Source organism: Tamlana crocina, from assembly GCA_040429635.1.
Classification (GTDB): Bacteria; Bacteroidota; Bacteroidia; order Flavobacteriales; family Flavobacteriaceae; genus Flavisericum; species Flavisericum crocinum.
This window is the reverse complement of record CP158972.1, coordinates 3,356,059-3,370,370: the sequence shown is the minus strand read 5'-3', so window position 1 is coordinate 3,370,370 and position 14,312 is coordinate 3,356,059. Positions and strand designations below refer to the sequence as shown.

Annotated in this window: 6 protein-coding genes; 3 read left to right on the top strand and 3 right to left on the bottom strand. The window is 37.2% G+C overall.

Annotated elements, in window-relative coordinates; genetic code table 11:
* Window positions 1-45 precede the first annotated feature (45 nt).
* Window positions 46-1,137: a peptide-N-glycosidase F-related protein gene (locus ABI125_14695; protein XCF05953.1), complete on the top strand. Its 1,092-nt coding sequence runs from the start codon at window positions 46-48 to the stop codon at window positions 1,135-1,137.
* Window positions 1,138-1,162: 25 nt separating this feature from the next.
* Here the strand turns inward: ABI125_14695 and ABI125_14690 are convergent, their stop codons facing one another.
* The 3 genes from ABI125_14690 to ABI125_14680 all read right to left on the bottom strand — a co-directional run bounded on the left by ABI125_14690 (window position 1,163) and on the right by ABI125_14680 (window position 9,729).
* On the bottom strand, window positions 1,163-2,359 hold the full coding sequence (locus ABI125_14690; GenBank protein ID XCF05952.1) for an IS256 family transposase: 1,197 nt from the start codon (window positions 2,357-2,359) through the stop codon (window positions 1,163-1,165).
* Between the two features lie 219 nt (window positions 2,360-2,578).
* Entirely contained in the window at window positions 2,579-6,160 is a 3,582-nt protein-coding gene (locus tag ABI125_14685; GenBank protein XCF05951.1) for a glycosyl hydrolase-related protein, read from the bottom strand.
* Between the two features lie 8 nt (window positions 6,161-6,168).
* Window positions 6,169-9,729 carry a glycosyl hydrolase-related protein gene (locus ABI125_14680; GenBank protein XCF05950.1) on the bottom strand — a complete coding sequence of 1,187 codons (3,561 nt, stop codon included), beginning with the start codon at window positions 9,727-9,729 and terminating at the stop codon, window positions 6,169-6,171.
* Between the two features lie 331 nt (window positions 9,730-10,060).
* Between ABI125_14680 and ABI125_14675 the strand changes: the two genes are divergently transcribed.
* Both ABI125_14675 and ABI125_14670 read left to right on the top strand, forming a co-directional pair.
* Window positions 10,061-11,263 (top strand): CoA transferase, encoded by a 1,203-nt coding sequence (locus tag ABI125_14675; protein ID XCF05949.1) that lies wholly within the window; start codon window positions 10,061-10,063, stop codon window positions 11,261-11,263.
* Between the two features lie 55 nt (window positions 11,264-11,318).
* Complete coding sequence (locus ABI125_14670; GenBank protein XCF05948.1) at window positions 11,319-14,009, top strand: GH92 family glycosyl hydrolase; 2,691 nt, start codon at window positions 11,319-11,321, stop codon at window positions 14,007-14,009.
* Window positions 14,010-14,312 lie beyond the last annotated feature (303 nt).

Below are 14,312 nucleotides of genomic sequence, written 5' to 3'. Positions count from 1 at the left end.
CTTATTCTATTAAGAAACAACTATTTACGTAATATTTAATGAAAAATGATAAAGAAGAATAAAGTCATTAATACAGAATTATTAAAAAGAGCATTAAAAATTTCAGTTTATTTACCGTGTGTTTTAGTATTTAGTTTTTGCTGTAGTGGTAATACTGCGGATGGTACAAATATCCCAGAGAAACCTAAGAATCCTCAACAAGACTTCAAAACCTTAAATTATAAAACATTTAGCAAAACCAGAATAGCATTTGGAATAGGTCTTAGCCAAAGTAAAATAGCAACTTTTACTTTAAATGAAGATAATACTAGTGTTAAGGCTGTGAAAATGTTTATACAATTAGATTGCCCAAATGCAGGGTGCAATATTTGGGATGTTTATGCCAATATTAGTGTCAAGGATAAAAAAACTAAACAGTGGTTTGAGTTGGGGAGATACATTACACCTTATGGAGTAGATACCTCACAATTAACACGCGGTATTGAAATAGATGTTACCGATTTTAAATCTCTTCTAGAAGGTCAGGTAGAACTTCGTGCATTTATTGAGACTTGGGGGGATGACGGCTGGAATTTATCGGTTGATTTTGATTTTGAAGAAGGCATTCCAGATTTTCCCTATTACGCCGTCTCAGAAGTTCTTGCTTATAACAGTTCTTCTTTAGGAGGAGTTCCATACGGTAGTAGTTCCGCAGGCTTTGATTTATCCAAAACAATTACTGTTCCTAGTAATGCATTTAGTACACATTTAAGAACTATAATAAGTGGTTGGGGACATGCAACTCCAGCCGATAGCGATGGTAGAGGTTGTTCTGAGTGGTGTTTTAGAACGCATCAAATTAAAATTGATAATGAAACTAAGTTTACGCACGAGCTTAAACCAATAGGGTGTGGTAGTAACAAAATAAAATCGCAACGTGGTAATTGGGCGCCAGATAGAGCCGGTTGGTGTCCGGGAATGGCAGTGCCAGTTAGGATTGATGAGTTTGATAAATCAAATTCTAATGTAACATTTAATTTTGAATATGATTTTGAAGATTGGGTGTCTGATGGGGGTACGCAATCTGGACAAACAGGGGCTTTCTATGCAATTTCTACTTATGTTGTGGTAAAAGACACTATCCCGAAAAGTGTGTAAGTTATAAATCGAGGGTTTGGCTTAATTAAAGCCGGACCCTTTTTTCAAATATAGTCAAAAACTGGTTTAAAATAATGCCCCAGTTCCTAATGGGCATCGACCATTTCTTGGTAGCCTCTCTAATGGCTAAAAAAGTGGATTTCATAACAGCTTCATCTGTTGGGAATGAGAGTTTGTTTTTAGTGTATTTTCTGATTTTTCCATTAAGGTTTTCAATAAGGTTCGTAGTGTAAATGATTTTTCTGATTTCTAAAGGGAATTCATAGAAAGCTGTAAGTTCTTCCCAGTTGTCCCTCCAGCTTTTAATAGCGTAAGAGTACTTGTGTTCCCATTTCTGGGCAAAGTCCTCCAGAGCGGCTTTTGCTGCGCTTTTGGTAGGTGCATCATAGATGCTTTTCATATCCTTTGTAAACTCCTTCTTGTCCTTCCAAACCACATAGCGACAAGCATTTCTAATTTGATGCACCACACAGATTTGGGTCTTGGATTCAGGAAAAACGTTTTTAATGGTGTCGGTAAAACCGTTAAGATTATCTGTGGCCGTGATAAGCAAATCCTGAACGCCTCTGGCTTTCATATCGGTTAGTACACTCATCCAAAAGGTCGCCGATTCATTCTTACCCAGCCAAAGCCCTAGGACTTCCTTTTTACCGTCTCTACGTAGTCCTACGGCAATGTACATGGTTTTGTTAATGACTTTGGAGTTCTCCCGAACCTTAAATACAATGCCATCCATCCAAGTAATTAAATATACGGGCTCCAATGGCCTGTTCTGCCAGGCAACAATATCATTGGTAACTTTATCCGTGATGCGGGATATGGTGGATGTGGATACATCAAAATCGTAGACTTCACGGATCTGTTCTTCGATATCGGAATTACTCATGCCCTTAGCATAAAGGCTGATAATCACATTTTCTATGCCATCGACCATGTTGGTGCGTTTAGGGACGAGCATGGGGTTAAAAGAGGCTTCTCGGTCTCTGGGAACTTTAATATTGGTCTCGCCCAATGCCGTTTTTATCTTTTTGGAAGCGTAACCGTTACGGGTATTGCTGTTATCGGATTGTTGGTGCCTTTCATAATCCAGATGCGCATCAAGCTCGCCTTCAAGCATCTTTTCAATGCCCCGCTTTTGGATGGATTTTAGAAAGGAGGTTAGTTCGTCTCCTGTTTTGAACTGTTTTAAAAAGTCGTCGTTTAGAAAATCTTCTTTCTTCATAAGTGTATAAAATTTAAAATTAAACAAAAAAATATCGAGAGCTGTTAACCCTCGATATTTAAACTTTACACACTTAGTGAGATACTACCTGGTAAAAAGTAAAACTCCAATTGATGCTCCTGTAATTACCAATTAATTCGTGATAAATGCTGTTAATAATAATAAAGCCGGCTATCTGTAAAGTGATGCCGGCTTTTTCTTAAGAAAATATAACTGCTATTAATCAACTTTTAAACTATAGGTTTCTATCGCATACTTGCCAATTTCTAATTGAGATGCAACTGGAACAGGATTTTCTTCGATAATGTTTGTATGATGATAGGATTTAATATCAAAATACGAAGACACATTTACGGTTTCCGTACTACCTTCCACATTATACATTCTTGCTATTAAATCTTCGGAATCCTCTGCTTTTTTAATGGTAGTAATAATAATATTTTCAGCATCAATAGAAAAGAAACTCAAGTTTTCCGATAAATAAGGTTTTGACGTAGTGATGGGGTTCACAACCACTTGAATTGGCTCATTTTTTTGTTTTGCTATTTTTTGACCTAATACACTACCTGCTTTGGTAGATGTGAGCACATTATGAAAATCGTGATTACCACCCTGAGAATATTCATTCCCTTCCCAGTGACACGAGGTTCTACTGGCTAATAGCAAATGCTGTAAAATATTGTTGTCGGTTTTTCCCGTTGGGTCTATCCAATCTGCGGCGGCCACAGAGGAACTTAATGTTATTGCGACCTCTTCATCTGTTGCTGAAATCCAATCGATAATAGCTCTTGGGTGAACATCTTTACACAATGGGGTGTAGCGCTCCCCAGCGGTTTCAATTTCATCTTTTCCAACTCTTACCGTGCCAAAAGGTACTTCATGAGCTATTTCAGGGTTTTCCATGTTTACTGGAAATGCTGTTCTAAATTCTCTGTAAAGTTCTCCTGACCAATTACGTAAAGTTGTATCAAAATAAATACGTTTTAGGTTATGGTAAAGCGTTACATCTTGTCTTACAATAGCATGCTTAATTGGCTGTTCTAACCTATATTTAGTGTAAACAGGGCCATTTTCAATAATTTCCCATTCAGGGTTATGCGTGCTCACTTGGTCATAGTTTACCATGGTGGGTTGTTGTACATCTCCAAACTCTCCAGCGCCATTACCAACAGACTGCATGGTAAATACATCTCCAGTTTTAAATACGCTATTATCAAACAGTTCTTTATTCAATTCTTTATCAAAAACTGAAGTCATACCGCCTTTTTCAAAGTTGATGCGATAATATGGGTTTTCATAGGATGAAGCGGTAGCACCGTCATTGTTGGTAAAGGTGGTTTTTTTGTTTTGAATATAATACGTGGTATAACCTATTGAAGGCAGGTTTTCTGCAACAAAGGTTACATCGGCGGTTTTTAGGCTTCCATCATCATGATATTTGGCATTGGTAATTTGTGATGGGATTATTTTTTTGTCTTTATTTACTATTGTAATACCATTTTTATAGCCTTTTGGAAATTGAAGAGTAGTAGTTACCGGGTCTGTTCTTTCCCAAGACAAACTGTTAAAAAGGACAATAGGTATTCCTAATTTTTCATTTTTTTTGATTTTGGATGCAATGATATCCAAGCCTTCATTTAAAAGGTTTTGCCCCATGGTTCTGGATTTTACTAGATTTTCTTTAAACAGATTATCAGTAACGTCGCCATCGTGTCCGCCCCAGCCGTGGTCTGGATAAATCTTGGCTTGCCACGCTTCATCAAAAGCCTTAAATGGATAAGGTGCTTTAACAGGGTCGAGTTTATTGGCAATAGATAAAAACTTTTCTGCAGATGGCAATAGTTTAGAGGCTTCCCTGCTAGCAGTTAACGCATCATGATGCCCAGGCCCGTGAATATACACCCATACATTGGGGCGCTCTCCCATAATGGTATCTACTTTGGTGGCATGTTTTTCGGCAAGTGGTAGATACTCATCAACTGTCATGAGTTCCATTTTTGGTAAATTCACTTCAATCTCTTCTCTGTCGCTATCCTTTACTTTTTCAAAAGTGTTCCAAGTATCAATATAATCTGAATAATCAATGGCTGGTAACATGTCTTGGCTCGACAAAAGCGGAGTGTGTATTTTACCATCTTCAAAACTGTTTTCCCACCACAATACTTGCTCCGCACCGTATTTCATTTTACTGTTCATATCTCTTGTGAGATACAATAAATCGTTTCCGTAGTGGCCAGGGGAGTAGGTAAACACAGAACTACCATCAGGGCTCGCCCAATGGAACATGCCTTTGGCATGCCTACTAATTACCATATAATCTACACCTGCCTTTTTAAGTATTTGTGGTAACTGCATGGTTTTACCGGGCACATCCACATTCCAGTATACTTTAGAGTCGTATCCACCAAAGGTCTTTTTTACCCATTTTTTACCTAAATACAATTGCCTTATCTGGTCTTCGGCATCGTACATATCTTCGTAAGGGCAGTTGTAGGTAGCGCCAACGGATACTAATTTTCTATTGAGCAATTCTGTAATTTGTGCCTCAGACCCTGGGTGGCGGTCTATGTATTCGCGTAACATTAAACCATCTTCAATATCAAAACCATAATCGTCGCGTATAAAAGCATCCTTTAAAACGGGTGCTAATAGCAACGTATCTCTTAAAATAATACAAACCGAAGGTCTATCTACCCAAGCAATATCTTGGTGGCTGGAATTCATGATGGATACTAAACCTTTTTCGTATTTTTTATCGAAGAAATTATCGTAGGTATCAAAGAATTCTGGTTTGTAAAGTTTGGCTAAAGAGGCGGTCCAATAGGGATTATAATTGGTCATATGATGGTATAAAAATGAACCAACAATGTCGGTTTTCATACCAGAACCGTCGCCTTTTTCAAAAGTTACTGTTATGGTTTCATTGTTGTAAATAACCTCAAAACTATGTTTAGGAGCATTAATTTGGAAAGACGCTTTTGCTAGTTCGCCTTGGCCTTTAAACGTTTTTAGTTTACTCTTTTTTCCGTCGGAAATTAATTGAATGGATTTGCCAGCAAAATGCGCAGGTGCATCTACATACATTACATTATCTTTCTGTTTGATGCTAAAGGCCATTTCTTCTGTAACTGATTTGTTAATGCGCCCCACCACATCAGTACCTTTAAAAATCATAAACCAGCAGTTGGAATTTTTTTTGCGCCCTATCACTTTAATTTTGGCACTTTCTCCTTTTGTGATTTTGGAAGTAGGCACAGACAATCTAAAAGCCCCGAGACCATCTCCATTGGCATCACGCCTAACTAAAATGTATTCAGCATTACCATTACCTGGATTTTCGGTAACTGAGAGTGAACCATCCTTGTTGGAATTGAAGGTGAGCAGGTGTTGGTCGTTTACAAAAATGTCAAACGATTCTCTTAAATTAAAATCTATGTCGCTTAAGAAAAAGAAGTTGACACTATCTTTTTGATAGTTTTCAGGAACTTCTCCTGTTAAAAACTCAAAGCCCATTTTTCCAGTTGTGGCTCTTGCAATCATAGAAACATTCATGTCTTCCCGAAGCGATGGGTATAGGAAAAATTCCGAACCTGAAAGCATTTCTTTGTAACCTTCAATATCATCTTTACAAATTTGATGCAAACGGTAATTGGTATTTAGCTCTTGAATGTGACTTACACTTGTACCGCCACCGTGATATAGTATGTTGGGTAATGTGTAGGCATAGGATAAGCATGTTGTTAATACAATACTTAATTTTAAAAATAAATGTTGCATTACATTGTGATACGTGGTCTTCATTTTTATTCTTATTTAATTTCTAGACTAAAGGTTTCTATGGCAAATTTGCCTATTTCCAAATTTGATGAAATGGGTTTTGCATCCTCCTCTATGATATTGGTATGTTTATAGCCATCAATATCAAAGTAAGAAGTTATGTTTAGGGTTTCTTTACCATCCTTTAAATTGTACATGCGAGCAATGACATCATCCGTATCTTCAGCATTTTTGATAGTGGTAATAATGATGTTGTCAGAATCTATGGAAAAGAAGCTTAAGTTTTCAGATAAATAAGGTTTTGCTGTTGTAATGGGGTTTACAACCACTTGAATAGGTTCATTTTCCTGTTTGGCCACTTTCTGGCCTTCAACACTACCCTTAATTGTAGAAGTCAATACATTATGATAAAAATGGTCGCCTCCTTGCGAATATTCGTTGCCCTCCCAATGGCAAGACCTTCTACTAGCCAACAATAAATTCTGTAAAATTGTGGTGTCGGTTTGCCCTGTTGGGTCTTTCCAATCGGCTGTCGAGACAGAGGAGCTTAAGGTTACGGTCATATCGTCATCTGTAGCCGAAATCCAGTCTATAATACCTCTTGGGCGAACATTTTTGCATAGGGGTGTATAAAAGTCCCCAGCAGTTTCAATTTCGTCTATTCCAACCCTTACATTGCCAAAAGGTACTTCGTGAGCTACCTCTGGGTTATCCATATTGATGGGGAATGCGGTTCTAAATTCCCGGTACAATTTACCATCCCAATTTCTCAAACTATTATTAAAGTAGATGCGTTTTAAATCGTGGTAAACGGTAACATCTTGCCTTACTATGGCGTGCAAAATGGGCTGTTCTAATCTGTACTTTGTATAAACTAACCCGTTTTCTATAATTTCCCATTTTGGGTTGTGTTTACTCACATGGTCGAAATTTTTCATGGTGGGTTGTTGCACATCCGAAAATTCGCCAGCTCCTGTTCCTACAGATTCCATCGTAAATATTTCGCCTGCCTTAAAAGTGTCATTTTTAAATAAGTTCTTCTTTAAAACTTTATCATAAACCTGTGCAATACCACCGTCTTCAAAATCAACTTTGTAAAAGGGGTTTTCGTATTGGTTTGTATTGCTGGTGATTTTAGTAATGCCTTTTGAATTAGGGTTATTCTGAAGGTAATATGTAGCATAGCCTATCGATGGTACAGTAGCTATAAAAGTGATGTCTGCACTTTTTAGACTGCCATCTGAATAGTATTCAGGGTTACTGATTTGAGAATGAATTTGCTCTTTTTTTGAGGTGACTACGCCAACATTAAAAAAGGAACCTTTCGTAAATTGAACTTTGGTCGTAACGGGGTCAATTCTATCCCATGACAAACTATTGAATAAAACCAAAGGCATGCCTAACTTTTCGTTTTTCTTTATTTTGGTAGCGATGAAATTAATACCTCTATCCAAAAGCTTTTGCCCCATAACTCTAGATTTCACCAAATTAGCCTTAAACAGATTGTCAGTGACGTCTCCATCATGACCACCCCAACCATGGTCTGGATATATTTTGGCTTGCCACGCTTCATCAAATTCTTCAAAAGGATAAGGCATTTTAGCAGGGTCTAATTTATTGGCAATGGCTAGGAATTTTTCTGCGCCTGGCAATAATTTTGAGCCTTCCCTACTAGCGGTTAAGGCTTCATGGTGCCCTGCGCCATGGATATATACCCATACATTGGGGCGTTCTCCAATAAGGGTATCTACTTTGGTGGCGTGTTTCTCTGCAAGTGGCATGTACTCATCAACCGTCATTAATTCCATTGGTGGTAAATGGATGTCTTGAGTTTCGCCATCTTCGGTTTTTATCGATTCAAATGAATTCCAAGCCTCGATATAGTCAGAATAATCAATAGCGGGTAACATATCTTGGCTAGAGAGTAGCGGAGTTTGTACTTTATCAGTATCAAAGTTCTTTTCCCAGAACATAATTTGTTCTGCACCGTATTTTATTTTGTCTTTCATTTCTCCGCGTCTTAGCATGGTTTCATCAACGCCATAATGTCCGGGAGAATAGGCAAAAACAGAACTTCCATCAGGACTTGCCCAATGAAACATACCACGTGCATGACGGCTAATAACCATATAGTCCACACCCGCTTTTTTCAGTATTTGTGGTAATTGCAATGTTTTTCCCGGTACATCAACATTCCAATACACTTTAGAATCGTAACCACCAAATGTCTTTTTTACCCATTTTTTACCCAGATACAGTTGGCGCACTTGGTCTTCGGCATCGTACATATCCTCGTAGGGGCAGTTGTATGAGGCTCCAACCGATATAAGTTGCTTATTTAAAAGCGTTGTTATTTTTTCTTTTGAATCGGGATTACGGTTCAAATATTCCCTTAACATCAGACCATCTTCTATGTCAAAACCATAATCATCCCTAATAAATGCGTCTCTAATAACAGGTTTTAATAGCATGGTGTCTCTGAGAATAATACACACTTCAGGTCTATGAACCCAGGCAATATCTTGGTGGCTAGAGTTCATGATGGATACTTGACCATTTGCATAAGTTTTATCTAAAAAGTCATCATAAGTATCGTAGAATTCAGGCCTGTAAAGTTTTGTTAAGGTAGCACGCCACTCATCTTTATAGTTGCAATTGTGGTGTAATAAATATGACCCTTGGATATCAGTTGTTGTGATGGTGCCATGATTGTTTTTAAAAAGTACGGTCATGGTTTCATTACCATAACTAATGGAAAAACTGGTTTTAGGTGCTGGAATTTTAAATGAAGTTTTTGCTAATTCACCAATAGCTTTAAGCGTTTTGGTTTGGCTTTTAACACCATCACTGGTTATGTACACTTTTTTACCAGCAAAATGTGTTGGGGCGTCTACATACAGTAGCCCGTTTTTTTCTTTAATATCAAAGGATGCACCATTAAGGGCTAACTTCGTAGTGTATTCAACGGCGTCATTTGCCATAAAAATCATTGCCCAAGCATTGTCATTTTTTCTATGACCTTCTATAGTAACTTTTGCTGATTCCCCCTTGTTTAAAAAAGAAGTTGGTACTGTTAATCTCATGGCGCCATAACCGTCGCCATTACCATCACGTTTTACTAATATAAATTCAACACGACTTTTGGAAACAGGGTCTGTTATTTCTAAAACCCCTTCTCTGTTAGGTTTAAACGTGAGTAAAAAATTGCCATTAACATGGATATCAAAATGGTCTCTGTGTTTTAAAGAAAGGTTACTAATCATGAAAAAAGTGGCGGTATCTTCATTGTAGTCCACAGGAACTTTGCTGGTAAGAAATGCAATGGGGTCGTCGTTACTGTTAGAACGTGTAAATAGTGAAGTATACAAGCCTTCTCTAATACAACCATAAGCCCCAAATTCTCTACCGCTTAAAGGTTTGGTATAGCCTTCGAAATCATTTTTGCAAACATTATAGAGCTTATAATTGGTGTTAAGCTCTTGAATATGACTATTACTGTTGCCCTCGTGAAAAAAAAGTACAGAACTCTTGTTGAAGTGATTAGCATTAACGCTTGTTGTAATACATAAAATAATAGCAACGATAAATTTCATAGTGTTTTGTTCATTGTTTTTTGTAAGTTTGACTTTTACTAAATCGGTTTAGTTTTAAATTAATATAAACAACTAAATCGGTTTAGTTTTCAAATATATTGAAAAAAATAACATACATCAACTAAAATATTTGTCAACTTTATGGACAGATAAATCATGATTCCTAAATAGTTGGAGTTTACTTTACGAATAAGGTTGTTAATGTTGTTGTTCGTCGAAATGTTAATTTTACTAAAAAACTGAAAATTATCTTTAATGTAGATATTTCAATTTCTGGTAATTATAGTATCTATATTAAGAACTTATTTGAAAACACATAATAATAGAAAAAATGCAAGAAGCACTTGAAGGTGTAAAAGTTTTAGATTTTTCGCAGTTACTACAAGGACCTTATGCAACCCAAATGATGGGCGATTTAGGAGCCGATATCATAAAAATTGAAAGAAATGGTTCTGGGGATATTTACAGAGCAATGACATTTTTAAACAAATGGATAGCCAAAGATGAGTCGCCTTGTTTTATGGCTTGGAATAGAAATAAGAGGTCATTATCTATAGATATTAAATCTGAAGAAGGAAAAGAAGTTATTTACAAGCTAGCTAAAGAAGCAGATGTGTTAGTTGAAAACTTCAGACCTGGCGTCATGGCAAGATTGGGCTTTGGATATGAAGACATAAAAAAAATAAATCCTAGTATTATTTATTGTTCCGCAAGCGGATGGGGAGCAGATGGTCCTTATTTAGATAGGCCAGGACAAGATTTATTGGTGCAAAGTATTAGTGGCGCAACGATGACCAGTGGCAAAAAGAACGATGGGCCTATCGTTTTAGGTACTGCGCTTTGCGACCAAGTTAATGGTTTAAATTCTGTTTATGCTATTCTTTCTGCCTTGTATTACAGGGAGAAAACAGGCAAGGGGCAAGAAATTAAAACAAATTTATTATCATCAGCCATAGCATTTCAGATGCAGGATTTTTTTGCCCTTCAAAATTTACAAACGTCTTATGTAAGACCAGAATCTAAAATTGGGCATCCCGGTAATGGAGCTCCTTTCGGTACATATAAAACAAGCGATGGCTATTTAGCTATAGCTATGAATCCATGGCCAAAACTTGTTGAAGCACTAGGAGAGGATGCTTTGATGAAATATAATGATAGCCAAATACTGTATGATAAAAGAGATAAAATTCATGCAGAAATAGAGGCTGTTACAGTAACAAAAACTACTGATGAATGGTTGGATATTATGTTAGAATTAGACCTTTGGGTAGCGAAAGTACTCGACCAAACAGAAGTTGAGCATGACCCACAAGTAATTCATAACAATACATTTGTTGAAGTAGAGCACCCCAAAGCAGGAAAAGTAAAGGTTACCAATATACCTTTTACTATGAGTGAAACTCCCGGAAGAATAAAGCGTCCGTCGCCAATGTTGGGAGAACATGGTGAAGAAATTTTAAAAGAAATAGGCCTGAATCAGCTCGAAATTCAAGAATTAATTAATCGCAATATTGTTACCGTAGAAAGGAGATAAACAAATGGCGCTTCGGTTCTTTTTAATGATTGTTAGGCATTTATAAATTAAAACTATGAGAAAAAATAAATACAAATACTTCATTCTAGGCGCTTTAGTTTTATGGTTTTTTAGTTGTCAAACCAAAAATCAACAAGAGAATAATGTTCCTGTTCAGGACTTAATACAAAATATCGACACCAGAATAGGTACAAAACCATGGTCAGGAAAGTCTACGCTTAGCCAAGCGGAGTTGCCCCAGGGTCATGTATATCCGGGCGTTGGTTTACCCTTTGCTATGACCCAAATAAGCCCCCAAACCACAACAAAAGATATTCCGTATTGGTGGGAGAACGAAAAAATTCAAGGATTCCGCAGTACGCATTATCCCAATGGTGCTTCAATGTCCGAGTATGGACCTTTAACCATAATGCCATTAGTTGGCGAGTTAAGGATAACTCCCGAAGACCGAGCATCCAATTTTAGCCATGACTCTGAAATAGCACAACCTCATTATTATTCGGTTACACTCGATGATTATGATATTAAGGCAGAACTTACGGCAGTATCCAAAGCCAAGTTTTTACAATTTACGTTTCCCAAATCTGATGCATCTCATATTGTCATCGATAACCCAATGGCTCATGGCTACTTTCGTATAAATCCAGAGAAAAATGAAATAGAAGGCTATACCGACAACACCGGTAGAGCAGGTAATAAAGGCTATACAGGCAGAGAATTTGCATCTTATTTTGTTGCAAAATTTAGTAAACCTTTTGAAGATTTTGCCCTAGTAGCAAAACCAGATTTGGGTAGAACCATTCAACTATTCCCTGACGGGTTTAGGGCAGAATTCTACAATAATATGGAGCTTTCGGGAAAACCGAATTTGCAACGCATAGATTCCTCCATTGATTTCGAATGGTCGGGAGCTCCCGCGAGTACTATCAATGCAGACCTGTTTTCAGTGAGATATACGGGAGAGCTTATTGCAAAACAATCCGGGCAACATACATTTTATGTGACTTCAGATGATGGCGTTCGTTTATTTGTCAACGATACACTAGTTATAAATTCTTGGGTTAATCGAGGTGCTACCACAGATGATTTTAGTATGAATTTGAAGGCTGGGGAATCTTATAAAATAAAAATTGAATACTATGATTATTATGGTGGAGGCACTTTAAAATTTGGTTGTGCACAACCGGCATCTTTTAATACATCTAAATTAATGCAAATGGCTACAAATGGGGCAGAGGCCTCGGCGGTTCATGTTTCTTTTAAAACAGAAGAAGATGAAAAGGTTCAGGTAAAGATGGGCACCTCTTTTATAAACATAGCACAAGCAAGAAAGAATTTAGAAAATGAAATTAATCATTGGGATTTTGACAAAACGGCACAAGCTACTAAAGAAGCATGGAATAAGGCCATAGAAAAAATACAAATTGAAGCTCAAGAAGACCAAAAGAAAATATTCTATACAGCCTTACAGCGCAGTTTATTGCTGCCAAGAAACATCACAGAAGATGGTTATCACTACAGCGCTTTCAATGGCAAAGTGATGCCCGGGATGATGTACACCGATTTTTCAATTTGGGATACCTTTCGTTCAGAGCACCCTTTACTTATTTTACTCGAACCTGAAAAAGTTTCAGAAATGATTACCGCCCTATTAAATTCTTATGATGAAGGTGGATGGATGCCCAAGTGGCCTAGTCCGGGGTATTCCAATATCATGCATGGTACCCATGCCGATGCGGTTGTTGCCGATGCCTACATAAAGGGCATTCGAGATTATGATACAGAAAAGGCTTTTGAAGCCATGTTAAAAAATGGAACAACAGCAGGTACAGGAAACTACGTGGCTCGGGTAGGTATTATAGATTATCAAAAATTGGGTTATGTACCTACTGATAGACATGGTGAGTCAGCCATTAGAACCTTAGAGTTTGCCTATGATGATTATTGTATTGCACAAATGGCCAAAGCTATGGGTAAAGAAGCAGTATACGAAGAATACATAAAGCGTTCACTTTATTACAAAAACTTTTTAGACCCCGAAACAAAGTTGGTGCGAGGGCGTAATGCCGATGGTAGTTGGCGAAGTGCTACAGACCCTTCTATTAGTGGTTGGGCGTACGGTTCCGATAAGGATAGGGAAAATTATTTTAGAAATATTACACTCTTTGCACCACATGATGTACAAGGGCTTGCCAATTTTATGGGAGGAGATGAGGCTCTTGAGACCTACCTAGACCATTTTTTTGAAAACGATTTTTATTATGTGGGCGATGAATACTCCATGCACTCACCTTATTTGTATAATTACATTGGGGCACCTTGGAAAACCCAAAAACTGATTAGAACCTTACTAAATGAAAACTTTTCATCGGGACCCGGAGGGTTACCGGGTAATGAAGATTGCGGACAAATGTCGTCGTGGTATATTTTTGGGAGTATGGGCTTTTACCCAACGTGCCCCGGTAGCCCAACGTATCAAATTGGAAGCCCCATGTTTGATAAAGTTAGTTTGAAATTATCAAACGGAAAACAATTTACCATCATTGCACATAATAATTCACAAGAAAATGTGTATATCCAATCGGCAACTCTTGATGGGAAATCCTATACAAAATCATGGATTCATCATGATGATATTATGGCCGGTAGCACTTTAGAATTCGAAATGGGGCCCAAACCAAATAAGGAGTGGGGAGCCAAGTTAGAAAACAGGAATGAATCCGTCAGTAAACCAATTTATAACTAAATCATTTTAATGAAAAATATTTTGCAAATTTTAGCAGTATTGAACTTTTTATCTTAGACGGAACAAAAGGAGAATAGAATTAATATTATTTATCTTTTAATTATGTTAAAATGAAAAAGGAATTTTTTTACAAACTTTGAGAAGAAGCTTAGAAATAAATTTTAGTTTATAAAACACCATTAGTTTAAATTTACAGTTGAGAAGATGGGTGGGATTTTTAGGGACAGTAAAAGAGTTTATCATAAATGATTAATTCAGTTGCATTAAAACGATGGTTAGAAAACCATATCATATGTCCATCAA